Origin of the sequence: Paroceanicella profunda (assembly GCF_005887635.2) — a bacterium.
GTDB lineage: Bacteria > Pseudomonadota > Alphaproteobacteria > Rhodobacterales > Rhodobacteraceae > Paroceanicella > Paroceanicella profunda.
On sequence record NZ_CP040818.1, the window covers coordinates 2,518,160 to 2,541,440 of the forward strand.

The 23,281-nt window shown below is 69.8% G+C and carries 20 protein-coding genes and 1 tRNA gene; 13 read left to right on the plus strand and 8 right to left on the minus strand.

Annotated features, from left to right (window positions below; translation table 11 throughout):
• Positions 1 to 215 precede the first annotated feature (215 nt).
• From FDP22_RS11275 to FDP22_RS11315, 9 genes are all read left to right on the plus strand, one after another.
• The gene (locus tag FDP22_RS11275) at positions 216 to 2,189 is read left to right on the plus strand and encodes an AMP-binding protein (RefSeq protein ID WP_430225490.1); all 1,974 of its coding nucleotides are present in this window, start codon (positions 216 to 218) and stop codon (positions 2,187 to 2,189) included.
• Positions 2,186 to 2,974, plus strand: coding sequence for an ABC transporter ATP-binding protein (locus FDP22_RS11280; RefSeq protein ID WP_138573005.1), 789 nt, complete (start codon positions 2,186 to 2,188; stop codon positions 2,972 to 2,974). Before FDP22_RS11275 ends, FDP22_RS11280 begins: the two co-directional genes overlap by 4 nt.
• Before the next feature lie 270 nt (positions 2,975 to 3,244).
• Complete coding sequence (locus FDP22_RS11285) at positions 3,245 to 4,270, plus strand: branched-chain amino acid ABC transporter permease (RefSeq protein WP_138573007.1); 1,026 nt, start codon at positions 3,245 to 3,247, stop codon at positions 4,268 to 4,270.
• A gap of 3 nt (positions 4,271 to 4,273) precedes the next feature.
• A complete protein-coding gene (locus FDP22_RS11290) occupies positions 4,274 to 5,350 on the plus strand; it encodes a branched-chain amino acid ABC transporter permease (RefSeq protein WP_138573009.1) in 1,077 nt (358 codons plus the stop codon).
• Positions 5,351 to 5,416: 66 nt separating this feature from the next.
• A complete protein-coding gene (locus FDP22_RS11295; RefSeq protein WP_138573011.1) occupies positions 5,417 to 6,703 on the plus strand; it encodes an ABC transporter substrate-binding protein in 1,287 nt (428 codons plus the stop codon).
• A gap of 70 nt (positions 6,704 to 6,773) precedes the next feature.
• On the plus strand, positions 6,774 to 7,595 hold the full coding sequence (locus FDP22_RS11300) for an ABC transporter ATP-binding protein (RefSeq protein ID WP_138573341.1): 822 nt from the start codon (positions 6,774 to 6,776) through the stop codon (positions 7,593 to 7,595).
• Positions 7,596 to 7,618: 23 nt separating this feature from the next.
• Positions 7,619 to 8,842, plus strand: a complete 1,224-nt coding sequence (locus FDP22_RS11305) for a phenylacetate--CoA ligase family protein (RefSeq protein ID WP_138573013.1) — start codon at positions 7,619 to 7,621, stop codon at positions 8,840 to 8,842.
• Positions 8,843 to 9,469: 627 nt separating this feature from the next.
• Positions 9,470 to 11,053 carry a peptidoglycan-binding domain-containing protein gene (locus FDP22_RS11310; protein WP_138573015.1) on the plus strand — a complete coding sequence of 528 codons (1,584 nt, stop codon included), beginning with the start codon at positions 9,470 to 9,472 and terminating at the stop codon, positions 11,051 to 11,053.
• 168 nt (positions 11,054 to 11,221) lie between these two features.
• Positions 11,222 to 11,542 (plus strand): hypothetical protein, encoded by a 321-nt coding sequence (locus tag FDP22_RS11315; protein ID WP_138573017.1) that lies wholly within the window; start codon positions 11,222 to 11,224, stop codon positions 11,540 to 11,542.
• Between the two features lie 82 nt (positions 11,543 to 11,624).
• Here FDP22_RS11315 and ykgO read toward each other — a convergent pair whose 3' ends face one another.
• Together ykgO and FDP22_RS11325 are read right to left on the minus strand one after the other, a co-directional pair.
• On the minus strand, positions 11,625 to 11,750 hold the full coding sequence (ykgO, locus tag FDP22_RS11320) for a type B 50S ribosomal protein L36 (protein WP_072746485.1): 126 nt from the start codon (positions 11,748 to 11,750) through the stop codon (positions 11,625 to 11,627).
• A 94-nt stretch (positions 11,751 to 11,844) separates the two neighbouring features.
• Positions 11,845 to 11,919, minus strand: a tRNA-Val gene (locus FDP22_RS11325).
• Between the two features lie 153 nt (positions 11,920 to 12,072).
• Between FDP22_RS11325 and FDP22_RS11330 the strand changes: the two genes are divergently transcribed.
• The 3 genes from FDP22_RS11330 (at position 12,073) to FDP22_RS11340 (ending at position 14,118) form a co-directional block, all read left to right on the plus strand.
• On the plus strand, positions 12,073 to 12,933 hold the full coding sequence (locus FDP22_RS11330; protein ID WP_138573019.1) for an N-formylglutamate amidohydrolase: 861 nt from the start codon (positions 12,073 to 12,075) through the stop codon (positions 12,931 to 12,933).
• 61 nt (positions 12,934 to 12,994) lie between these two features.
• Complete coding sequence (locus FDP22_RS11335) at positions 12,995 to 13,432, plus strand: antitoxin Xre/MbcA/ParS toxin-binding domain-containing protein (RefSeq protein WP_138573021.1); 438 nt, start codon at positions 12,995 to 12,997, stop codon at positions 13,430 to 13,432.
• On the plus strand, positions 13,429 to 14,118 hold the full coding sequence (locus FDP22_RS11340; protein ID WP_138573023.1) for an RES family NAD+ phosphorylase: 690 nt from the start codon (positions 13,429 to 13,431) through the stop codon (positions 14,116 to 14,118). The genes FDP22_RS11335 and FDP22_RS11340 overlap by 4 nt, the downstream gene beginning before the upstream one ends.
• A gap of 353 nt (positions 14,119 to 14,471) precedes the next feature.
• Here the strand turns inward: FDP22_RS11340 and FDP22_RS11345 are convergent, their stop codons facing one another.
• The 3 genes from FDP22_RS11345 to FDP22_RS11355 form a co-directional block, all read right to left on the minus strand.
• A complete protein-coding gene (locus tag FDP22_RS11345; RefSeq protein WP_138573025.1) occupies positions 14,472 to 15,722 on the minus strand; it encodes a DNA polymerase IV in 1,251 nt (416 codons plus the stop codon).
• Positions 15,723 to 15,781: 59 nt separating this feature from the next.
• Positions 15,782 to 17,647 carry an ABC transporter ATP-binding protein gene (locus tag FDP22_RS11350; protein ID WP_239031755.1) on the minus strand — a complete coding sequence of 622 codons (1,866 nt, stop codon included), beginning with the start codon at positions 17,645 to 17,647 and terminating at the stop codon, positions 15,782 to 15,784.
• A gap of 141 nt (positions 17,648 to 17,788) precedes the next feature.
• On the minus strand, positions 17,789 to 19,645 hold the full coding sequence (locus FDP22_RS11355) for an ABC transporter ATP-binding protein (RefSeq protein WP_138573027.1): 1,857 nt from the start codon (positions 19,643 to 19,645) through the stop codon (positions 17,789 to 17,791).
• A gap of 393 nt (positions 19,646 to 20,038) precedes the next feature.
• On the opposite strand from FDP22_RS11355, the gene hemF reads away from it, so the two are divergent.
• The gene (gene hemF / locus FDP22_RS11360; protein WP_138573029.1) at positions 20,039 to 20,929 is read left to right on the plus strand and encodes an oxygen-dependent coproporphyrinogen oxidase; all 891 of its coding nucleotides are present in this window, start codon (positions 20,039 to 20,041) and stop codon (positions 20,927 to 20,929) included.
• Positions 20,930 to 21,019: 90 nt separating this feature from the next.
• Here hemF and FDP22_RS11365 read toward each other — a convergent pair whose 3' ends face one another.
• From FDP22_RS11365 to FDP22_RS11375, 3 genes are read right to left on the minus strand one after another with little or no spacing between them, the layout of a single operon-like run.
• Positions 21,020 to 21,304 (minus strand): 4a-hydroxytetrahydrobiopterin dehydratase, encoded by a 285-nt coding sequence (locus FDP22_RS11365; RefSeq protein WP_138573031.1) that lies wholly within the window; start codon positions 21,302 to 21,304, stop codon positions 21,020 to 21,022.
• On the minus strand, positions 21,297 to 22,484 hold the full coding sequence (locus FDP22_RS11370) for a GNAT family N-acetyltransferase (protein ID WP_138573033.1): 1,188 nt from the start codon (positions 22,482 to 22,484) through the stop codon (positions 21,297 to 21,299). The genes FDP22_RS11365 and FDP22_RS11370 overlap by 8 nt, the downstream gene beginning before the upstream one ends.
• Positions 22,485 to 22,487: 3 nt before the next feature.
• The gene (locus FDP22_RS11375; protein WP_138573035.1) at positions 22,488 to 23,276 is read right to left on the minus strand and encodes a glycerophosphodiester phosphodiesterase family protein; all 789 of its coding nucleotides are present in this window, start codon (positions 23,274 to 23,276) and stop codon (positions 22,488 to 22,490) included.
• Between the last annotated feature and the right edge of the window lie 5 nt (positions 23,277 to 23,281).

Below are 23,281 nucleotides of genomic sequence, written 5' to 3' on the forward strand. Positions count from 1 at the left end.
GCTGGTCCGATGATCGTTCCTCCCGGTTGTTTTCGGCCAGTCTGGCGGGGTGGCGGCCCGCGGGCAAGGGGGAGGCGTTACAATTGGTTACATTCGCGACATACTCGCGATGGATTCCGGGGCTTCACTCGGACATCCGGAAGACGTGGGCCGACAGATGCCCCGCTCGGACATGAGACGGCCGCAGCAAGACGGCCGCAAGGGAGGATACGCCTGTGACCAACGCCGCCCATACCGGGGCCGGCCCGGACACGCTCGCCCGGCTGCTCGCGCACAACGCGGTGGTCCACGGCGCGCGGCCGGCCTACCGGGAGAAGGAATTCGGCATCTGGCAGACCGACAGCTGGGCCGAGAGCGCGGAGAAGGTGCGCGCCCTGGCGCTGGGCCTGCTCTCCCTGGGCCTGGAACGCCACAGCCATGTGGCAATCGTCGGCTCGAACCGCCCGGACCTCTACCGCGCCATGGTGGCGGTGCAATGCGCCGGCGCCATTCCCGTGCCGCTCTACCAGGACGCGGTGGCCGAGGAGATGGCCTACGTGCTGGGGCATTGCGGCGCGAAGCTCGCCATCGTCGAGGACCAGGAGCAGGTGGACAAGCTGCTCTCCGTCGCCGGAGAGGCCCCGGCGCTGCAGACCATCCTCTACCTCGACCCCCGCGGCCTGCGCAAATACGACCACACCCTGCTGCGCGCCTTCCACGAGGTGGAGGAGACCGGCCGGCGCCACGCCGCCGAGTACGCGGCACAGCTCGACGCCCTGGTGTCCGGCGCCACCGCGCGCGACACCTGCGTGATGCTCTACACCTCCGGCACCACCGGCAAGCCCAAGGGCGTGGTGCTGAGCCATGACAACATCATCCGCACCGCCCGCGCCTCGGCGGAGTTCGACCGGCTGGGGCCGGAGGATTCGGTGCTGGCCTACCTGCCGATGGCCTGGGTGGGCGATTTCATCTTCTCCATCGGCCAGGCCTATTGCACCGGCTTCTGCGTGTGCTGCCCGGAGAGCGCGGAGACGATGCAGGCGGACCTGCGCGAGGTGGGGCCGAGCTATTTCTTCGCCCCGCCGCGCTTCTTCGAGGGGCTGCTCACTTCCGTCACCATCCGCATGGAGGACGCGGGCGCGCTGAAGAAGCGGCTCTACCGGCACTTCATGGCGGTGGCCCGGCGCGTGGGCCCGGCGCTGCTGGACGGCAGGCCGGTCTCCCTCGCGGACCGGCTGCGCTACCGGCTGGGCGCGCTCCTCGTCTACGAGCCGCTGAAGAACGCGCTGGGCCTGAGCCGGGTGCGGGTGGGCTACACCGCCGGCGAGGCGATCGGGCCGGAGATCTTCGATTTCTACCGCGCGCTCGGGATCAACCTCAAGCAGCTCTACGGCCAGACCGAGGCGAGCGTGTTCATCACCCAGCAGCCCGACGGCGAGGTGCGCGCCGACACGGTGGGCGTGCCCAGCCCGGGCGTGGAGCTGCGAATCGGCGAGAACGGCGAGGTCTACTACCGCTCCCCCGGTACCTTCGTGGAATATTACCAGAACGCGCAGAGCACCGCCGACACCAAGGACCCGCACGGCTGGGTGGCCACGGGCGACGCCGGGTTCATCGAGCCCGAAACCGGCCACCTGCGCATCATCGACCGGGCGAAGGACGTGGGCAAGATGGCCGACGGCAGCCTGTTCGCGCCCAAATACGTGGAGAACAAGCTGAAGTTCTACCCCGACATCCTGGAGGCGGTGGTGTTCGGCAACGGGCGCGACGCCTGCACCGCCTTCCTCAACATCGACCTCGGCGCGGTGGGCAACTGGGCGGAGCGCAACAACATCGCCTATGCCTCCTACCAGGAGCTTGCCGGCCATCCCCGGGTGCTGGACACCCTCGCCGCCCATGTGGCGGAGGTGAACCGCTCCGTGGCCGCGGACCCGATGCTCTCGGGCTGCCAGGTCCACCGCTTCCTGGTGCTGCACAAGGAGCTCGATGCGGATGACGGCGAGCTGACCCGCACCCGCAAGGTGCGCCGCCGCATCATCGAGGAGCGCTACGGCGTGCTGATCGACGGGCTCTATTCCGGCGCCGGACGGGTGTTCGTGGAAACCCCTGTCACCTATGAGGACGGCCGCCAGGGCGCCATCTCCGCCACGCTGGAGATCCGCGACGCGCGCACCTTCCCGGTGACCGGCGCGGGGAGGGTGGCGGCATGAGGGACACGGCAACCGTGGAGCCGATGCTCGACATCCGCAACATCACCCTGCGCTTCGGCGGGGTGGTGGCGATCCGCGACATTTCCTTCGACATCCGCCAGGGCGAGATCCGCGCCATCATCGGGCCGAACGGGGCCGGAAAATCCTCGATGCTCAACGTGATCAACGGCTTCTACCACCCGCAGGAGGGCGAGATCTGGTTTCGCGGCAAGCGGCGCGGGCCGATGCGCCCGCACCAGATCGCCCGGCAGGGCCTGGCGCGCACCTTCCAGAACATCGCGCTCTTCAAGGGCATGACCACGCTCGACAACATCATGACCGGGCGGATGACCCGGATGAAGAGCTCGATGCTCGAACAGGCGCTGTGGTGGGGGCGGGCCGAGCGCGAGGAGAACGACCACCGCGAGAAGGTGGAGCGCATCATCGACTTCCTGGAGATCCAGTCCATCCGCAAGACCCCGGTGGGCCGGCTGCCCTACGGCCTCCAGAAGCGGGTGGAGCTGGGCCGGGCGCTGGCCGCCGAGCCGGAGCTCTTGCTGCTCGACGAGCCGATGGCCGGCATGAACGTGGAGGAGAAGGAGGACATGTCGCGCTTCATCCTCGACGTGAACGACGAGTTCGGCACCACCATCGCCCTGATCGAGCACGACATGGGCGTGGTGATGGACATCTCCGACCGCGTGGTGGTGCTCGACTACGGCCGCAAGATCGGCGACGGCACCCCCGAGGAGGTGCGCAACAACCCCGACGTCATCGACGCCTACCTGGGAGTGAGCCATGACTGAGCCCCTCCGCGCAACCCGCCCCGGTGCCAAGCGCCCCGCCGACCGGGCGCCCGCCCGGCAGGCGGAGGCACACAAGGTGCCGGCACCACGGGCGAACCGCCGCTCCGCCGCCGGAGCGCGCCCCTGCCACCCTGCGCGCCGGCGCCCCGGCCGGAGCGCAGCGCAGAGCCGGGGCCTCCCGGCCGGACACGGGCGACACGCCGGGCCCGCGAGGCCCCGGGTTGCCGCTGGCGCGGCCCCCGGGGCAGGCCGGCGCGGGAGGGCAGGCGCATGAGCATTGAGACGCTGAACCTCATCGAGGTGCTGATCAACGGGCTGATGTCCGGGGTGATGTACGCGCTCGTGGCGCTGGGCTTCGTGCTGATCTTCAAGTCCTCGGGCATCTTCAACTACGCCCAGGGCGTGATGGCGCTCTTCGCCGCGATGACGCTGGTGGGGCTGCAGACCGGGCAGGTGCCCTTCGCCCACCTGCTCAACGCCGTCACCGGCATGCATGTCACCCATTTCGGCTGGAACATGCCCTCGGGCCTCGCCATCCTGCTCACGCTCGTGGTGATGGTGGGGCTTGCCTTCCTGGTGGAGCGGCTCGTGCTCAAGCACCTGGTGAACCAGGAGCCGATCATCCTGTTCATGGCGACCATCGGCCTTGCCTTCTTCCTCGAGGGCTTCGGCGACCTGATGTGGACCGCCGAGATCAAGCAGCTCGACGTGGGCCTGCCCGGCGGCCTGTCGGAGTGGTTCGAGGGCGCCTCCATGGCGCTGGCCGACCCCGAGGCGGGCTACTGGGGCATGTATGTCGACAAGCTCGACGTGACCGCGGCCGTGGTGGCGGCCCTGCTGGTGATCTCGCTCACGCTCTTCAGCCAGTACACCCGCGCCGGCCGCGCCCTGCGCGCGGTGGCGGACGACCACCAGGCCGCCCTCTCGGTGGGCATCTCGCTGCGCTTCATCTGGGTGATGGTCTGGTCGATCGCCGGGCTGGTGGCGCTGGTGGCGGGCATCATGTGGGGCTCCAAGACCGGGGTGCAGACCTCGCTCTCGCTCATCGCGCTCAAGGCGCTGCCGGTGCTGATGCTGGGCGGCTTCACCTCCATCCCCGGCGCCATCGTGGGCGGGCTGATCATCGGGGCGGGGGAGAAGCTGTTCGAGTACTTCGTGACCTCCGATGCCTTCCACGGCGTCACCGGCTTCAACATCGACGCCACCGAGAACTGGTTCGCCTACGTGCTGGCGCTGCTGTTCCTCGTGTTCCGGCCGCAGGGCCTGTTCGGCGACCGCATCATCGAGAGGGTCTGAGACATGTTCTACCGCGAGGCAGGCGACTTCAAGACTAGCTACAGCGATGACGGCCAGACCTTTCCCATCGCCTTCGACCGCTGGCGCTACTACGCCGTGCTGGCGGTGGCCTTCCTCGTCATCCCCTTCGTGATCAACGACTACTGGGAAAAGTCGATCATCATGCCCTTCCTGGTGTGGTCCACGGTGGCGATCGGGCTCAACATCCTCACCGGCTATTGCGGGCAGCTTTCGCTCGGCACCGGCGGGTTCATGGCGGTGGGGGCCTATGCCTCCTACAAGCTGATGACGGCCTTCCCCGAGCTCAACATCTTCTTCGTGGTGCTGCTCTCGGGCGCGATCACCGCCGCGGTGGGCGCGCTGTTCGGGCTGCCCTCGCTGCGCATCAAGGGGTTCTACCTGGCCGTGGCCACGCTGGCGGCGCAGTTCTTCCTGGTCTGGCTGTTCAACAAGGTGCCGTGGTTCTACAACTCCTCCGCCTCCGGCCAGATCACCGCGCCGGAGCGCTCGGTCTTCGGCATCCTGGTGACCGGGCCGAACGCGGCGCCCTGGGCGAGCTATCTCTTCACCCTGGTGCTGGTGACCGCGCTGGCCTGGGTGGCGCGCAACCTCACGCGCGGCAAGGTGGGCCGCAGCTGGATGGCGATCCGCGACATGGACATCGCCGCCGAGATCATCGGGGTGAACCCGCTGGCCACCAAGCTCTCGGCCTTCGCCGTCTCTTCCTTCTTCATCGGGGTGGGAGGGGCGCTGTTCTTCTCCGTCTACCTCGGCGCGGCGGAGGTGGGCGAGGCCTTCGGCATCGACAAGTCCTTCCTCGTGCTCTTCATGATCATCATCGGCGGGCTCGGCTCGATCTTCGGCAGCTTCGCCGGGGCGGCCTTCATGGTGCTGCTGCCGGTGCTGCTGAAAAACGTGCTGGTGGGCGGCCTCGGCTGGCCCACCGACCTTGCCGCCCACATCCAGATGGTGATCGTGGGCGGGCTGATCGTGCTGTTCCTGATCCTGGAGCCGCACGGGCTGGCCCAGCTCTGGCGCGTGGCCAAGGAAAAGCTGCGCCTCTGGCCGTTCCCGCACTGACGCTTTCAAGACCCCCGCACCCGGGGCCAACCCGGGGCGACGAACCCTTCTGGGAGGAAACCCGACATGAAACGACATCTCGCGCTGCTTGCCGCCACGCTGCTGGCCGGGGCCGGCCCCGCCGCCGCCGACCTCACCTTCCCGATGCTGAGCTACCGCACCGGGGCCTATGCCAACAACGGCATCCCCTTCGCCGACGGCTATCATGACTACCTCACCCTGGTGAACGAGCGTGACGGCGGCATCGGTGGCGAGAAGATCCGCATCACCGAATGCGAGACCGCCTACAACACCGAGAAGGGCGTGGAGTGCTACGAGAGCACCAAGGGCGAGGGCGCGCTGATCTACCAGCCGCTCTCCACCGGCATCACCTACCAACTCATTCCCAAGGCCACGGTCGACGGCATCGCCATCCACTCCATGGGTTACGGGCGCACCTCGGCCGCCGATGGCAAGGTGTTCAAGTGGATCTTCAACTACCCCGGCACCTACTGGGACGCCGCCTCGGTGATGGTGAAATACATCCTCGAGCAGGAGGGCGGGGACATCGGCGGCAAGACCATCGCGCTGCTCTACCACAACTCCGCCTATGGCAAGGAGCCGATCCGCACGCTGGAGGAGCTCTCCAAGAAGCACGGCTTCAAGCTGGCGCTGCTGGCGGTGGACCACCCCGGGCTGGAGCAGAAGTCGCAATGGCTGGAGATCCGCCGCTCGCGGCCCGATTACGTGCTGATGTGGGGTTGGGGCGCGATGAACCCCACCGCCATCCAGGAGGCGGCGAACGTGCGCTACCCGATGGACCATTTCATCGGCGCCTGGTGGTCGGGCTCGGAGAATGACGTGAAGCCGGTGGGAGACCGGGCGGACGGCTACAAGGCCGTCACCCCGAACGGCGTGGGCGACGATTACCCCGTCTACGACGACCTGAGGAGCTATGTCGCCGACAAGGGCCTCGCGGCCGGCGCGGGCGACCAGCTCGGCACCGTGCTCTACAACCGCGGCATGTATGCGGCGATGCTGGCGGTGGAGGCGGCGAAGACCGCGCAGCAGATCCACGGCACCGCGAAGATCGACGCGGCGATGATGCGTGACGGCATGGAGGCGTTGGAGATCACCGAGGAGAAGATGACCGCGCTGGGCCTGCCCGGCTTCGGCCCGGCCTTCACCGTGACCTGTGCGGATCATGGCGGCCCGGGCAGCGCGATGATCCAGCAGTGGGACGCGAAGGCGGGGGAATGGAAGATCGTCACCGATCTCATCTCGCCGGACCGCGAGGTCATCGCGCCGCTCATCGCCGAGGACGCGGCCGCCTTCGCCGCTGAATCCGGCATCGAACCGCGCGACTGCAAGTGAGTGCCCGCGCCGCCCCCCGCCGGGGCGGCGCCCATCGCCCGGGGGAGCCCCTATGACCGACACGCCGCACATGACGACGCCGGGCGCCCCGCCGGGCGAGACCCTGCTCGAGCTCAACAATATCGAGGTGATATACAATCACGTCATCCTGGTGCTCAAGGGCGTGAGCCTGAAGGTGCCGCAGGGCGGCATCACCGCGCTCCTGGGCGGCAATGGCGCGGGCAAGACCACCACGCTCAAGGCGATCTCCAACCTGCTGCGCTCGGAGCGCGGCGAGGTCACCAAGGGCTCCATCCGCTATCGCGGCGACCGGGTGCAGGACCTCAACCCCTCCGAACTGGTGCGCCGCGGCGTGGTGCAGGTGATGGAGGGGCGGCACTGCTTCGAGCATCTCACGGTGGAGGAAAACCTGCTCACCGGCGCCTATACCCGCAAGGACCGGGAGATCGCCGCCGACCTGGAGAAGGTCTACGCCTATTTTCCGCGCCTGCGCGAGCGGCGGCGCTCGCAGGCGGGCTACACTTCCGGCGGGGAGCAGCAGATGTGCGCCATCGGCCGCGCGGTGATGGCCCGGCCGGCCTGCATCCTGCTCGACGAGCCCTCGATGGGGCTGGCGCCGCAGCTGGTCGAGGAGATCTTCGGCATCGTGAAGGACCTCAACGAGCGCGAGGGTGTGAGCTTCCTGCTCGCGGAGCAGAACACCAACGTGGCGCTGCGCTACGCCCATTACGGCTACATCCTGGAATCGGGCCGCGTGGTGATGGACGGGCCCGCCGCCCATCTGCGCGAGAACCCGGATGTGAAGGAATTCTACCTCGGCATGTCCGACAAGGGGCGCAAGAGCTTCCGGGACGTGCGCAGCTACCGCCGCCGCAAGCGCTGGCTGAGCTGACCCGACCGCACAAGGACAGGCCCATGACCCATTACGACGCCCTCGAAACACGGCCGCGCGCGCAGCGGCAGGCAGAGCAGCTCTCCGCGCTGAACGCCCTGCTCGCCGCCCCGCCGGCCCCGGCGCTGGCCGCGCGGCTGGAGGGGCAGGGGCCGCTGGCCGATCTCGCCGCGCTCGCCACGCTGCCGGTGCTGCGCAAGTCCGAGCTGGTTGCCCTGCAGGCGGAGCATCCGCCCTTCGGCGGGCTCACCGCGCGCGGGGCCGGCGGGTTCCGGCACGTGTTCCAGTCTCCCGGCCCGATCTACGAGCCCGGCGGTGGCGCGGCGGACTGGTGGCGCATGGGCCGCTTCCTGCACGCCTGCGGCATCGGCCGGGGCGACGTGGTGCAGAACTGCTTCTCCTACCACCTCACCCCGGCCGGAGCGATCTTCGAGAGCGGCGCCGCGGCGGTGGGCGCCGCGGTGCTGCCCGCCGGCACCGGGCAGACCGACCTGCAGGTGCGCGCCGCGCATGACCTGGGTGTCACCGCCTGGGCCGGCACGCCGGATTACCTCAAGGTGATCCTCGACCGGGCGGAGGAGCAGGGCATCCGCCTCGCCATCACCCGTGCCGCGGTGGGGGGCGGGGCGCTCTTCCCCGCCCTGCGCGCCGAATACGCGGACCGCGGCATCGCCTGCCGCCAGTGCTACGCCACCGCCGACCTGGGCAACATCGCCTATGAAAGCGCCGCGCTGGAGGGGATGATCGTGGATGAGGGCGTGATCGTGGAGATCGTGCGCCCCGGCACCGGCGACCCGGTTTCCGAGGGGGAGGTGGGCGAGGTGGTGGTGACCACGCTGAACCCGGATTACCCGCTGCTGCGCTTTGCCACCGGCGATCTCTCCGCCATCCTGCCGGGCGAGAGCCCGTGCGGGCGCACCAACCTGCGCATCCGCGGCTGGATGGGCCGGGCGGACCAGACCACCAAGATCAAGGGCATGTTCGTGCGCCCCGAGCAAGTGGCCGAACTGGTCTCGCGCCACACGGAGATCCTGCGCGCGCGGGTGGTCGCCGGCCGCGACGGCGCGCAGGACACGATGACCGTGTGCATCGAAACCCCCGATGCCACCGGCTCCCCCGACCTTGGCGCGCGCATCGCCGACAGCGTGCAGGCGGTGCTGAAGATGCGCGGCACGGTGACCTTCCTCGCCCCCGGGGCGCTTCCCAACGACGGCAAGGTGATCGAGGACACCCGCAGCTACGACTGACCCCCTTTCCGGCCCGCAGACGCGCGCCCCTCAGGGGCCGGACGGCCCCCCGGCGGCATTCTGCGGGGAACATGCCCGCGATGCCCCGCTGGCCGCGCGGCCGGGAAGGTCGCGCGCGGGGGCCATGCAACCGCGCCTGCCGCGCAACCGCGCCGGCGCCGGCACGATCCCCCCGCGGGCTGACGCGGCGCGCCCTGATCACGCAAGCCCTCGGGCGGGCAGAGCTGCCCCACCCCGGCGTTCCGCCGGGCAACACGGTGCCTGCGCCAGTGCGCTCGCCCCGCAGGCTGACGCGCCGTGACCGCGCGGGACCCCCGGGCCAGCAGACTTGCCTCCACCGCAGGATTCCGTCGCGCAACGCCGTGCCCGCGCCGGTGCCCTCGCCTTGCAGGCTGACGCGGCGCGCCGTGACCGCGCGGGCCTCCGGGCCGGCGCAATCGCTTCCATTGCAGGGGAACGCCGCGCCGGGGGTCGCGTGGTGCAGTTCACGATATTGTCAGCCGTCCGGTTGACGGTATCCGCCGGCCCGCGCGTTGAACTCTCGTGTGCACGGCGCGGCGGGGCAAACTGCCCCCGGCCCGCGCCCTCCGCGCACGTGAACGCGTAACGAAAAGAAAGGGGACAGCGATGAAAACCTTCCGTCTCGGCGTCGTGGCCTTCGCCACCACGCTCATGGCCGGCAGCCCGCTGCTGGCGGAGGATCTCGCCCTGGTGATCGGCAATTCCGATTATGCCAACGGGGCCAAGCTTCCCGACAGCGCCAACGAGGCCGCCGACCGCATCGCCGCGGTGCTGGACGCCGCCGGCTACGAGGTGCTGGAGGGCAAGGACCTCACCTCCCAGGACATGTTCGACATCCTGAGCGAATTCAATGACCGGCTGCCCGACGCGGACCGGATCGTGATCTACTATTCCGGCAACCCGGTGACGGCGGTGCGCTCCACCTGGCTCACGCCGGTGGACATGCAGGCGCTCTCGCCCGTGCTGGCCGATTTCACCGGCCCCTCGCTGGACCTGCTGCTGGGCATGGCCACGAAGAGCCGCGGCAGCTCCGTGGTGATGATCGCCGCCGGAGAGGACGGGTTCGAAAGCCCCGGCTTCGGCCTGAAGAACGGGATGGGCCCGCCCGCGGTGCCCAAGGGCGTGCTCTATCTGCAGGGCAAGGCGGGGGATTTCGGCACCGTGATGGCCGAGACCGTGCTGAAGCCCGCGATGTCCGCCTCCGAGGCGGTGAAGCGGCTGGAGGGCCGGGTGGAGATCGGCGGTGACGCGCCGGACCTGGTGTTCGGCCCGAAGAACCAGGCCGAGCTCGACGCCGCGCTGAAGGCCGCGGCGGATGCGGCCGCGGCGCCGCAGGCCGGGGACCAGTCCTCCGCCGAGCCGCAGCTCACGGGGCGCGAGAAGGCCGATGCGGAGGCCGAGGATGCGCTGAACTTCAGCCGCGCCGAGCGCCTGCGCATCCAGGAAGCGCTTACGGTGCTGGACTACGAGCCCAAGGGCATCGACGGCGTGTTCGGCCCCAACACCCGCACCGCGATCTCGCGCTATCAGGATGCTGAGGGCATGCCGGCCACCGGATACTTGCGCGACGGCCAGACGGACCGGCTGTTCAACCTCGCCGAAAAACGCTCACGCGAGCTGGACGCGGAAGCGCGCAAGGCCGAGGCGGCGGCGCGCAAGGCCGAAATCGCCTTCTGGAAGGAGCGCGCCGCGGGGGGTGACGAGCAGGGCCTGCGCGCCTACCTCCGCCGCTACCCCGACGGCGTGCACGCGGATGACGCCACGCGCCTGCTCGACCGGATCGACGACGGACGGCTGGGCGCGGCCTCCGCGCAGGAGCGGCAGGCCTGGCAGGCGGCGCGCAGCTCCGACACGCCGGCGGCCTATCGCAGCTACCTGCAGTCCTGGCCGAACGGGCAGTTCGCCAATGCCGCCCGCACCCGCATGGAGACCCTCCAGGGCGGCGGCGACGTCTCGGACCAGCGCGACCAGCTCGCCGCGCGCGAGGAGGCGCTTCGCCTGAGCCACGACAGCCTGCTCTCCGTCGAGCAGCGGCTGGAGGCCCAGGGCTTCCCGCCGGGCCGCGTGGACGGCAGGATCGACGGCGAGACCCGCATCGCCCTGCGCCGCTTCCAGCGCTCGCGCGGGCTGGAGGTGACCGGCTATCTCGACGACCGGACCCTGCGCCAGCTCGTGGCCGCCAGCGGCTGACCCGCGAAGGGCAGGGGGCCCGGCGCGCCCCCTGCCTGCGCGCCTCCCCTGCGCTGCGCGCCTGTTCCCACACGGTCCTTCCCCCGGCATCGGGCCCCCCGTGCCAGCCGCGCGGAGTCGCCGGCCGCTCCCGAAACCCTCGTTCTCGTCTGAATGAAATGCGCAGCCATGCAGGATCACGTGCAGGGAGCGCCCATGCAGCTTGGCAGGGACATGCCGGGTGTGGTGGGCCCATGTGTCCGCAGGGCGGATCAGGTTATCCCGGTCGTCGAGGAGTGCAGTCATGACCGCTTTGCCCTGAACCCGGGGCACGAGATGCGGATCAACCACGCTCCGCCGGGCAGGGGCCATGCGAACACACTCCTCTTCCACGATGATGAGGAGGAACCGTTCATCCGGCACCGGACCGCCACGGTCAACGGCGTGCACGTCCGCCCCTGCGAGCAATGGGCCCCGGGAGACGAGGGCTACCCCGGCCTGCCGTACTGACCGGCGCGCAAACGAAAAAGGCCGCATCCGGAGATGCGGCCTTTTTCCTGAAACCGTTCGCGGGGCTGGCCCGCGCGCCGGATCAGCCCTGACGGGCCTTGAAACGACGCTGGGTCTTGTTGATCACGTAGACCCGGCCCTTACGGCGCACGACGCGGCAATCGCGGTGGCGCGCTTTCAGGGAGCGAAGCGAGTTTTTGACCTTCATGGCCTATCTCCTATCTCTCCTCGGCGACCAGGCTTGCCTGCGCCTTCGGTGAATTTCCACACTTCCCCTTGCGGGGTTCCCCTCGGGTGGGGAATGGTGGGCGTAGCTGGGATTGAACCAGCGACCCCTACGATGTCAACGTAGTGCTCTCCCGCTGAGCTATACGCCCGAAAGTTCGGGCGGCGCTGGGTTCTCAGAACCGTCCCGCCGCCCGGTGACGCGGTGTATAAAAGGAGTCGGCGGGGCGTTCAAGGGCTTTTGCAATACTGTCGCAATATGGCATATTCGGCCTTCGACGCGCAGGAGGAGGTAGGTTCGGTCAATGCGGCAAGACGCCTTCATCCTGCGCGAACCCGACAGGCTCCGGTCCTGCGCCGTGTTTTCCTCACCGCACAGCGGACGGCACTACCCCGAAAGCTTCACCGCACGCTCACGCCTCTCGCCGCTGCAACTGCGCCTGTCCGAGGACGCCTACGTGGACCGGCTCTATGCCACCGCGCCGGAGCTGGGGGCGCCGCTGCTTGCCGCGGTGATGCCCCGGGCCTGGCTGGACCTGAACCGGGGCCCCACGGAGATGGACCCCGCCCTCGTGCAGGGCGTGCGCAGCGCGGGGCTGAACCCGCGGGTGGCCGCCGGCCTCGGCGTGGTGCCGCGCGTGGTGGCCGAGGGCATGCCGATCTATTCCGGCAAGATCACTGCGGCGGACGCGCAGGCCCGCGTGAGCGGGTTCCACACCCCCTATCACGACACTCTCGCCGGCCTTGCGGAGGCCGCGCGGCGGCGTTTCGGCATTGCGGTGCTGTTCGACTGCCATTCCATGCCCTCGGACGCGCTGCGCAGCTTCGCCGGCGTGCGCTCGCGCCGCCCGGAGATCGTGCTGGGAGACCGCTACGGCGCCTCCGCCGCGCCCTGGGTGGCCGACGCGACGCAGGAAGCCTTCGAGGCCGCCGGCTTCCAGGTGGCGCGCAACACGCCCTTCGCCGGCGGCTACATCACCCAGCGCCACGGCAGGCCGCAGCGCGGGGTCCACGCGATCCAGATCGAGATCGACCGCGGGCTGTACCTGGACGAACTGGCCATCGCGCCGGGAGAGGGCTTTCCCGACATGCTCATGCGCATGCAGGGCGTGGTGGCGGCGCTGGCGCGCATCGGCCAGGCCGAAGCCCGGGTGGCAGCGGAATAGGGCGCTCGCTTGAATTTCTCCGAAAGAGGAGTATATTCACTCCAGAAATGGAGGAACTGCGATGGCCCTTCCCTTCGTCCACCCGGCAACGAACCATGACCCCGTACCCCTTGTCGACCTCGGCGCCGCCGCGGAACGCGCGCGGCTGAGCGACGGGGCGGTGCGCGCCTTCCTCAACATCATGGAGCGCTGGGGCGTGCGGGACGAGGACGCCCGCCGCCTGCTGGGCGGGCTGTCGAACGGTGCCTTCTACACCCTCAAGAAGGGCGGCGGCCGGGCGCTGGACGAGGACCGGCTGCGCCGCATCTCCTATCTGGTGGGCATCTTCAAGGCGCTCAACATCCTGCATGGCGAGGCCCTGGCCGACCGCTGGATGACCCTGCCGAACCGCAACCGCATCTTCGCCGGGGCCACGCCGCTGGACTACCTGCTGCGCGGCGGCCTGCCGGCCTTTGCCACCCTGCGCCGGCTGCTGGACGCCCGGCGGGGCGGGGCGTGAGCCTGCCGCCGGTCACGGCCCTGCGCCAGCTGGACACCTGCCGGCTGATCCCCTCCAGATACAGCGACGGCGGCGACAGCGTGCTGACCCGCATCGCCGATGACGACGCGCATCTGCAGGACATCTTCGCCCTGGACGGCGCCACGAACGACCGGCTGGAGGCGGAGGCCAACCTGCTGCCCGGCATCGGCATCGGCGAGCTGATCTTCGGCGTGCCGCATTACCGCATCGTGAACGCTGCCTTCTGCCATGCGAGCCCGCTGGGCAGCCGGTTCAACGGGCCGGAACGCGGCGCCTGGTATGCGGGGTTCGAGGTGGAGACCTCGCTGGCCGAGATCATCTGGCACCGCACGGTGGCGCTGGCGGAGATCGACCATTTCGAGGACGAGGTGACCTATGACGGCTACCTCGCCGATTTCGGCGCCGCCTTCCACGACCTGCGCGGGGCGGAGGCGTTTCGCGCCTGCCTGGACCCGCAGAGCTACCGCGCCGCGCAAGCCCTGGCCTCCGAATTGCTGGAGGCGGGGGCGGCCGGCATCGTCTATCCCAGCGTGCGGGCGCCGGGCGGCACCTGCCTCGCCTGCTTCCGCCCGGCCCTGGTGGGACACGTGCGCAAGGCCGCGCGCTATCGCATTGCCTGGAGCGGATCGCCGGATCCTGACGTCAGCCTGCAAGAAACCTGTTGATCGGCGCGCCGCTTCCCGGCATTTTCCCTGTCCCCGGACTAAAAAAAAGGCCGCGCAGAGCGCGGCCCAAGTCTAGGGAGGAAACGCCCACGAAGGGCGGCGGTGCGAACACCGCTGAGACCCACTCTATTTCGCGGCGCAGCATATGCAACAGGAATGTTGTCGTATCCTGCCATCGTATACGTATACCATTTATTAATGTTTCGTTAATCCATTGAAAGCATTTGAAAATTCCGATCCACTCGGGGCAATTGTTTTTTCAGCCCCCGAATAAATGACGCGTGATCCGTTCGTGAGCTGATGAAAAATCAGGCGAAGTGAGTTAGCGTCCGCGCAGGAAATCGGCAGTCCGGTCAGCGCAGGGCGCGGCCCTTGAGAATCACCCCGTCGCCGAATCGCGCGCGCAGGGCGTCGGCGGCGCGTTCCACGGCCGCGGCACGGGCCGAGTCCGGGCGCAGGAGGTCGTCCGAGCGGTCCGCATCGGCTCCGGCGACGAGGCCGGAGATGCCCACGCCGATCAGCCGGAAGGGCGCATTCTCCAACTCGCGGGCCAGAAGCGGGGCGGCGGCGGCGTAGATGCGCCCGGCGAGCTGGGTGGGGTCCTCCAGCGTCAGCCGCCGGGTGATGGTGCGGAAATCGGCGCGCTTGAGCTTCAGCGTAACGGTGCGGCCGCCGAGGTCCTTCGCCTTGGCGCGGTCGGAGGTTTTCTCCGCGAGGCGCCAGAGATGACCGTCCAGGATGTCCGCGTCGCGCTCGTCGCGCTCGAAGGTGGTCTCGGAGGAGATGCTCTTCACCGCCTCGTGCGGGGTCACGCGCCGGCGGTCCTCGCCATGGGCGAGCTGCCACAGCCGCTGGCCGGCCTGGCCGTGGCGGCGCAGCATCGTCTCGGCCCCCTGACGGCGTATGTCGGCCACGGTGCGGATGCCCTCGCGCTCCAACGTGGCGGCGAAGGCCGGGCCCACGCCCAGGATGGCGCGCACCGGCAGCGGGGCGAGGCGGGCGAGGGTTTCGGCCCGGCCGACCACGGAGAAGCCGCGCGGCTTGTCGAACTCGGAGGCGAGCTTGGCGAGGAACTTGTTGTGTGACAGGCCCACGGAGGCGGTGAGCCCCAGCTCGCGCTCGATGCGGATGAGCAGGCGGGCCATCATCTCCGCCGGGCTGGCGCGGTGCAGCGCCTCGGTGCCGGAGAGGTCCAAGAAGGCCTCGTCCAGCGAAAGCGGCTGCACCAGCGGGGTGAGATCGTCCATCATCGCGCGGATCTGGCGCGAGATTTCCGCGTAGTAGGAGATGCGCGGCCTGATCACCACCGCGTCCGGGCAGAGGGCGAGCGCCTTGAACATCGGCATGGCCGAGCGCACGCCGCGGATGCGCGCCACGTAGCAGGCGGTGGAGACCACGCCGCGCTTGCCGCCGCCGATGATCACCGGCTTGTCCGCCAGCTCCGGCGCGTCGCGCTTTTCCACCGAGGCGTAGAAGGCGTCGCAGTCCAGGTGGGCGATGGAGAGGGTGAACAGCTCGTCATGCGCGCTCAGCCGCGGGCTGCCGCAGGCGCGGCAGCGCGGGGGCGTCGTGCGGGAGCCGCAGTCGAGGCAGAGGGCGGGCATGTCCGGGTCACCTTGGGGCAGGGGGAGGATCATACCGCCCCGCCCGGGGCGCGGAAAGCCTATTCGGCGGCCGCCTCCGCGCTCTCCAGCCCGATGAACCCGCCCGATTGCCGGGCCCAGTAGCCGGCGTAGAGCCCGCCCTGCGCCAGCAGTTCGGCATGGCTGCCCTGTTCGGCGATGCGCCCGTCCTCCATCACCACGATGCGGTCCATGTGGGCGATGGTCGAGAGCCGGTGGGCGATGGCGATGACGGTGCGCCCCTCCATCAGCCCTTCGAGCGCCCTCTGCACGGAGGCTTCCGTCTCGGAATCGAGCGCGGAGGTGGCCTCGTCCAGCACCAGCACCGGGGCATCCTTCAGGATGGCGCGGGCGAGCGCGATGCGCTGGCGCTGGCCGCCGGAAAGCTTCACCCCGCGTTCGCCGAGGAAGGCGTCGTAGCCGGCCCGGCCGGAGGGGTCGCGCAGGTCGTGGATGAAATGGTCCGCGTCCGCGAGGCCGGCGGCGCGGCGCGCGGCCTCGGGCCCGGCATCCGGGTCTCCGTAGAGGATGTTGTCGAGGGCGGAGCGGTTGAACATCGACGTGTCCTGCCGGACCATGGCGATCTGCCGGCGCAGCCCGTCCTGGGTGAGGGCGGCGATGTCCTGCCCGTCCAGCGTGATGCGGCCGTGCTCGATCTCGTAGAGCCGCAGCATGAGGGCGAGCGCGGTGGACTTCCCGGCGCCGGAGCGGCCCACGAGGGCCACCTTCTCGCCCGGGGCGATGGCGAGGGAGAAATCCTCCAGCCCGCCGCCGCCCTCGGAGCTGCCGCGCCCGTAGCGGAAGGTGACATGCTCGAAGGCGATGGCGCCGCGCACGCGGCCCGGGTCCGTGGCGCCGGGGCGGTCGGTGATGGTGTGGGCGGGGGCGAGGGTGCGGATGCCGTCCTCGATCTCGCCGATGTTGGAGAAGATCTCCATCGCGGTGAAGGAGATCCAGCCGGACATCTGCGCCAGCCGGGTGGAAATCATCCCGGCCACGGCGATGTCGCCCGCCGTGGCGGCCCCCTGCGCCCAGAGCCACAGCACCGCGCCCACCAGCATCACCGGCAGCAGCCCGGCGAGGAACATCAGCAACAGGCGGAAGGCGCCGGCCAGCCGGCCGAAGGCGAGGGCGGTGCGGCGGAAGGCGTGCACCGCCCGTGTCGCGGCCTCCTCCTCACGGGTGGAATGGGCGAAGAGCTTCACCGTGGCCATGTTGGACAGCGTGTCGACCACCTGGCCGCTGAGCGCGGCGCGGGCGGCGGCGCGGGCCTTCGCGCGCGTGCGGATGCGCGGCAGGAACCAGCGGATCAGCATGGCATAGGCCAGCACCCAGGCCAGCAGCACCGCGGCGAGGGCCCAGCCGATGCCGCCCATCATCGCCACGGCGCCCACCACGCTGGCGAGCCCGAAGATGAGCGCGTTGCAGGTCTCGTTCACCACGGAGGTGGCGGCGTTCGCCGTCTGCATCTGCTTCTGGGCGAGGCGGCCGGCGAAGTCATTGTCGAAGAAGGTGAGCGCCTGGCCCAGCGTGTGGCGGTGGAGCCGGATGAGCACCATCGGCAGCAGCCCGGGCGCGATGGCGAGCGAGCTGAACAGCGCGCCGAGCGAGACCAGCGCCGGGCGCAGCAGGGCGAAGAACAGCCCCGCCCCGATCACCAGCCACAGGTGCTCGCGGAAGAACACCTCCGGCCCCGCGGCGGAGGCCCGGTCGATCACCGCCCCGATGACGAAGGCCGCGGCCACCTCCGCCACCCCGGTGAGCAGGGAAACGAAGGCCGCCATGCCGATCACCGGCAGGGAGCCCTGCAGCGCCCAGAGCGCGAAGGCGCCGAACCCGCCGGGGGGCGGGCCGTCCACCGGGCGCAGCGGGTCGATCAGGGTTTCGAAATAGCTGAAGAACTTCACGGTCGGCACTCTCCGGGGCGGCCCCCGGCATGTCCGGCCTGCCCGCCAGGGCCGTCCGGCCGGGAGCTGGCCCCGGTGCGGGCGGCGGTATGAAACGGGGGCCGTCCGCCCCGGCGGGGGGCGGGCGGCCCGGAGGCGTGGTCACTCGGCGGCGTCGACGCCCTCGGCCGGGTCCAGCCCGATGAAGCCGCCGGACTGGCGCGCCCAGAAGCCGGCGTAGAGCCCGCCGCGGGCGAGCAGCTCGGCATGGCTGCCCTGTTCGGCGATGTGGCCGCCATCCATCACCACGATGCGGTCCATCTGGGCGATGGTGGACAGGCGGTGGGCGATGGCGATCACCGTCTTGCCCTGCATCACGCGGTAGAGCGTGTCCTGGATCGCGGCCTCGACCTCGGAATCGAGCGCCGAGGTGGCCTCGTCGAGCACGAGCACCGGAGCATCCTTCAGGATCACGCGCGCCAATGCAATCCTCTGGCGCTGGCCGCCGGAGAGCTTCACCCCGCGTTCGCCCACCTGCACGTCGTAGCCGCTGCGCCCCTGCCGGTCCCGCAGGGTGGTGATGAAGCCATGCGCCTCCGCCCGCTTCGCCGCGGCGATCACCTCCTCCATGGAGGCGCCGGGCCGGCCGTAGAGGATGTTCTCGCGCACGGAGCGGTGCAGGAGCGAGCTGTCCTGCGTCACCATGCCGATGCGGCGGCGCAGGCTGTCCTGGGTCACCCCGTCGATGGCCTGGCCGTCGATCTCGATGCGCCCGCCCTCCACGTCATGGAAGCGCATGAGCAGGTTCACCAGGGTGGACTTGCCGGCGCCGGAGCGGCCGACCAGCCCGATCTTCTCGCCGGGCGCGATGGTGAGCGACACCCGGTCCAGCCCGCCGCGGGCCTTGCCGTAATGGTGGCTCACCGCGTCGAAGCGGATCTCGCCGCGCGGAACGGCCAGCTCCGGCGCGCCCGGAGCGTCGACCACGCCATGGGGCTGCTTCAGGCTGTCGAGCGATTCGCGGATCACCCCGGCATGTTCGAACAGCCGGATGGTCACCCACATGATCCAGCCGGTCATGCCGTTCAGGCGCAGGGTGAGGGCGGAGGCGGCGGCCACGTCCCCCACCGTCACCGTTCCGGCATGCCACAGCCAGATGCCCGGCCCCACCACGCCCACGATGAGCAGGCCGTTCAGCAGCTGCAGCCCCAGCGACATGGTGGTCATCAGCCGCATGAAGCGCAGGAAGCGCAGCCGCAGGCGCTTCATGGCGGAGAGGGCATAGGCCTCCTCCCGCGCGCCATGGGCGAAGAGCTTCACCGTGTCCATGTTGGTATAGGCATCGACCACCCGGCCGGTGACGGCCGAGCGCCCGCGGCTGAGCCGCTCCGAGGCCTCGCCCACCCGGGGCGCCACCCGGCGCACGAAACCGATGTAGAGCACCACCCAGACCGCGAGCGGCAGGGCGAGGCGCCAGTCGATCCCGCTGAGGATCATCAGCGCGCCCAGCACGTAGGCCGTGGCATACCAGATGCCCTCCATCGCCATGAAGGAGGCATCCTCCACCGCCGGGCCGATCTGCATCACCCGGTTCGCGAGGCGCCCGGCGAAATCGTTCTGGAAGAAGCTCACCGACTGGCCGAGCAGGTGCTTGTGCGCCCGCCAGCGGGCCTCCGCCTGCAGGTTTCCCGCCAGCGTCTGGTTCAGCAGCGCCATGTTCAGCGTGTGCAGGATCGGGCGCAGGAACAGGATGAACAGCGTTGCGACCAGCACCTCCAGCCCGTGCAGGGACCAGAAGGCGTCGGGGCCCGCATCGGTCATCAGGTCGAAGATCCGGCCGGAATAGAAGATCAGCCCCGTCTCCATGAAGGCGACGACCAGCCCGGTGCAGGCCATCACGATCAGCAGCTTGCGGTAGCCGCGCAGGTGCGACCACAGGAACGGCCAGAGCCGCCCCGGAGGCGTGCGCTCGGGGAAGGGGGCAAAGGGATCGACCAGGTTTTCAAAGAACCGGAACATGACAGGGCCTCAGGTATGGATGCGTATCCCGGGGCGGACGGCAGGACATGGGCGGAAAGCGCCTGCGGGCCGGGTGCGGGAAGAGAAAGACGGGAGATGCCTGGAAGCGGGCCCGGTGCGCGGCGCGCTATGCGGGCAGCAGGCCACCGGGGGCGACAGACGTGACGGGCCGCGGCGCGGAAAGCGCCTGGCGGGCGGTCATCGATATGTCGGTGCGATCCGTGGCTGCATGAATGGCCTCCCTGGCAGGCGGTCAGGGCCCTTTCGTTGCCTGATTCGGCCTCGGCTGTCCAGCATTTTGTCGACAGTTTGGCCCCCGCTGCCGGGCCCGGGCAAGTTCCGCTGGTGTCGGGCGGCGTATCGGGCATAACGGCGGCAGACGAGGAGAGGATGATGACCGACGATTTCACCGAGCGGAAATCCCGCGCCGCAGGCTGGTTCCGGAGCCTGCGTGACGACATCACCGCAGCCTTCGAACGCCTGGAGGACGCGCAGGACAGCGGCCCGCACGCGGGGCTGGAGCCCGGGCGCTTCGTGCTGCGCGAGACCCGGCGCGACAGCCCCGACGGTTCGGACGCCGGCGGCGGCGTGATGGCGGTGATGCGCGAGGGCCGGCTGTTCGAGAAGGTGGGCGTGAACATCTCCACCGTGCACGGCACGCTGGGCGAGGCGGCGCAGCGCAGCCTCTCGGCCCGCGGGGTGCCGGGGCTGGAGGAGGACCCGCGCTTCTGGGCCTCCGGCATCAGCCTGGTGGCGCACATGCGCTCGCCGCGCTGCCCGGCGGTGCACATGAACACCAGGATGTTCTGGACACCGGGGGCCTGGTGGTTCGGCGGCGGCTCCGACCTCAACCCGATGGTGGAGGTGCCGGAAGACACGGCTTTCTTCCATGACCGGCTGCGCGAGGCTTGCGAGGCGCATGACGCGGGCTATTACCCGCGCTTCAAGGCCTGGGCGGACGAATATTTCATGATCCGCCACTGGAAGGAGCCGCGCGGCGTGGGCGGGATCTTCTACGACGACCTGTGCACGGGGGACTGGGAGGCGGATTTCGCCTTCACCCAGGCCGTGGGCCGGGCCTTCCTCGCCGCCTTCCTGCCGCTCACCGAAAAGCACATGCACGAGGCCTGGACCGAGGCGGAGCGCGAGTGGCAGCTCATCCGCCGCGGGCGCTATGCCGAGTTCAACCTCGTCTATGACCGGGGTACGAAATTCGGGCTGGAGACCGGGCACAACCCCGAGGCGGTGCTGATGTCGCTGCCGCCGGTGGCGAAATGGCCGTGAGGCGCCGCGGGCCCGTTGGCATGCGGAGCGCTGGCGCGCATGCCTCCTGAGCTCCGGCTGGCGCCTGCGCGCGCGGGCGCCCGTGGCCGGTCAGAGGCTCTCCATCTTCTCGGCGAGGCGGATGTCCAGTTCGGTGAGCCCGTCCGCGTCATGGGTGGAGAGGGTGACCTCGACGCTCTTGTAGACGTTGGTCCACTCCGGGTGGTGGTTGAGCTTCTCCGCCCAGAGCGCCACCCGGGTCATCCAGCCGAAGGCCTGGACGAAATTGCTGAACTCGAAGGTCTTGGTGATGGCGTCGCGGCCGTCCACCTCCGCCCAGCCCTTCTCGATCAGCGGGGCGAGGGCGGTCTCGCGGTTGGTGAGTTTCTCAGGCATCGCCCTGTCCTTTCCGGAACGGTCCGTAATCCGTGAGCACCTCGATCTCGTGGTCGACCGCGTCACGCTCCGCCTCGAGATACTGCGCGACGGCCTTGCGGAACGAGGGGTTCGAGATCCAGTGCAGGGAGTGGGTAGCCACGGGCAGATAGCCGCGGGCCAGCTTGTGATCGCCCTGCGCGCCGGCTTCCACCCGGGTGAGCCCGTGTTCGATGGCATAGTCGATGGCGCGGTAGTAGCAGAGCTCGAAATGCAGGCAGGGGATCTCCTCCGAGCAGCCCCAGTAGCGGCCGTAGAGCGTGTTGCGGCCCAGGAAGTTCAGCGCCCCCGCAACCGGCTCGCCGTCGCAGCTGGCGAGGAACAGCAGCGTGTCGTCGCGCAGGTGCTCCTGCACCTGGGTGAAGAAGCTGCGGGTGAGGTAGGGCCGGCCCCATTTGCGGTTCCCGGTGTCCTGGTAGAAGGTCCAGAACGCGTCCCAGTGGTGCGGCTGCAGCGCGTCGCCGGTGAGCAGTTCCACTGTGCCGCCGAACTGCGCGGCGGTGGCGCGTTCCTTGCGGATCTGCTTGCGCTTGCGCGAGGAGAGCTCGGCAAGGAAGGCGGAGAAATCGGCATAGGCGCGATTGTCCCAATGGTATTGCTGGGAGGTGCGCGCCAGCAGGCCCTGCGCTTCGCCGGGGGCGATCTCCTCCTCGGTGCAGAAGGTGATGTGCAGCGAGGACAAGCCGTTGGAATCGCACAGCTGCGTGGCGCCCTGCAGCAGGGCGGAGCGCGCGATGGCCTCCGTCGGCCCGGGCAGGGTGAGCAGGCGCCGGCCGGTGGCGGGGGTGAAGGGCACGGCGGATTGCAGCTTGGGGTAATAGTCTCCGCCGGCCTGCTCATAGGCATGGGCCCAGTTGTGGTCGAAGATGTATTCGCCCTGGCTGTGGCTCTTGGCATAGAGCGGCATCACCCCGATCACCCGGCCGCCGTGCCGGGCCACGAGATGGCGCGGCTGCCAGCCGGACCGGCGGCCGACCGAGCCGCTGTCCTCCAGCGCGCGCAGGAACCGGTGCGTGGTGAACGGGTCGACCGGGCGTCCGCCGGCCAGTGTCTCGGGGCAGGCGCAGGCGTCCCATTCCGCTGCCGGGATTTCCGACAGGCCGGTGAGCACCGTGACCTCGATATTCGTGGAGCCGTCCATTCCCTATGACTTGGGTGCCGGGGCCGCGAGGTCAATGGCGGCGGAGTAGGATTCGAAGGTGATGTTTGCTGCAATGCGGCGCGCGGCGCGTTCCTCGGCGCGCGAGCGGATCGTCCAGCACAGGAGGGGCACCCGGCGGGCGGTGAGCCGGGCCACCGGGTCGGTCTCCAGGTCCGTGTGGTGATGGGAGATGAAGCAGGCGCCCACCCGGTCGAAATCCGCGATCTCGGTGAGGCTGTCGCAGCGCGCCTGGTCGGTGCCGGGCCAGTCCTCGGGGGTGAAGCGGCAGGTGGTGAGGCCGCGTGGCCGCCCGGGCGCGGCCCTGGCCAGCGCGGCGACCGCATGCGGGTTGAACGACATCAGCGCCACGGGGCCCTGGTAGGCGCCGAGCAGCGCGGCGGCGCGGGCCTCCAGCGCCCCGGTCTGCGGGCCGAGGCAGCCGGTCTGGTCCTTGATCTCGACCAGCAGCGGCACCCGGCCGGCGACCTGCGACAGGATCTCGGCGAAGCGCGGAATGGTCTCGCCCCCGTCGGTGAGCGGGATGCGGGTGAGCTCGGCGGTGCTGCGCTGCGTCACAGGGCCGGTCTCGGGGGTGAGCCGGTCCAGCGTGTCGTCATGGAACACCATCGCCTCGCCGTCGGCGGAGAGCTGCAGGTCGATCTCGATGCCGTAGCCGGCGGCGATGGCGGCGGAGACGGCGGCGCGGGAATTCTCGATACGGTGCTTGCTGCGGTCATGGAGGGCGCGGTGGGCGATGGGGCGGGTCAGGAAACTGTCCGGCAGGTCGGCCATGCAGG

Bases quoted from the DNA above. Each gene is read 5' to 3' on its own strand.
- FDP22_RS11280 (WP_138573005.1), top strand. From the start codon at position 2,186: ATGAGGGACACGGCAACCGTGGAGCCGATGCTCGACATCCGCAACATC.
- FDP22_RS11365 (WP_138573031.1), bottom strand. From the start codon at position 21,304: ATGCCTGAGAAACTCACCAACCGCGAGACCGCCCTCGCCCCGCTGATC.
- FDP22_RS11335 (WP_138573021.1), top strand. From the start codon at position 12,995: ATGGCCCTTCCCTTCGTCCACCCGGCAACGAACCATGACCCCGTACCC.
- ykgO (WP_072746485.1), bottom strand. From the start codon at position 11,750: ATGAAGGTCAAAAACTCGCTTCGCTCCCTGAAAGCGCGCCACCGCGAT.
- FDP22_RS11355 (WP_138573027.1), bottom strand. From the start codon at position 19,645: ATGTTCCGGTTCTTTGAAAACCTGGTCGATCCCTTTGCCCCCTTCCCC.
- FDP22_RS11310 (WP_138573015.1), top strand. From the start codon at position 9,470: ATGAAAACCTTCCGTCTCGGCGTCGTGGCCTTCGCCACCACGCTCATG.
- FDP22_RS11305 (WP_138573013.1), top strand. From the start codon at position 7,619: ATGACCCATTACGACGCCCTCGAAACACGGCCGCGCGCGCAGCGGCAG.
- FDP22_RS11300 (WP_138573341.1), top strand. From the start codon at position 6,774: ATGACGACGCCGGGCGCCCCGCCGGGCGAGACCCTGCTCGAGCTCAAC.
- FDP22_RS11375 (WP_138573035.1), bottom strand. From the start codon at position 23,276: ATGGCCGACCTGCCGGACAGTTTCCTGACCCGCCCCATCGCCCACCGC.
- FDP22_RS11330 (WP_138573019.1), top strand. From the start codon at position 12,073: ATGCGGCAAGACGCCTTCATCCTGCGCGAACCCGACAGGCTCCGGTCC.
- FDP22_RS11345 (WP_138573025.1), bottom strand. From the start codon at position 15,722: ATGCCCGCCCTCTGCCTCGACTGCGGCTCCCGCACGACGCCCCCGCGC.
- FDP22_RS11315 (WP_138573017.1), top strand. From the start codon at position 11,222: ATGCAGGATCACGTGCAGGGAGCGCCCATGCAGCTTGGCAGGGACATG.
- FDP22_RS11295 (WP_138573011.1), top strand. From the start codon at position 5,417: ATGAAACGACATCTCGCGCTGCTTGCCGCCACGCTGCTGGCCGGGGCC.
- hemF (WP_138573029.1), top strand. From the start codon at position 20,039: ATGACCGACGATTTCACCGAGCGGAAATCCCGCGCCGCAGGCTGGTTC.
- FDP22_RS11285 (WP_138573007.1), top strand. From the start codon at position 3,245: ATGAGCATTGAGACGCTGAACCTCATCGAGGTGCTGATCAACGGGCTG.
- FDP22_RS11290 (WP_138573009.1), top strand. From the start codon at position 4,274: ATGTTCTACCGCGAGGCAGGCGACTTCAAGACTAGCTACAGCGATGAC.
- FDP22_RS11370 (WP_138573033.1), bottom strand. From the start codon at position 22,484: ATGGACGGCTCCACGAATATCGAGGTCACGGTGCTCACCGGCCTGTCG.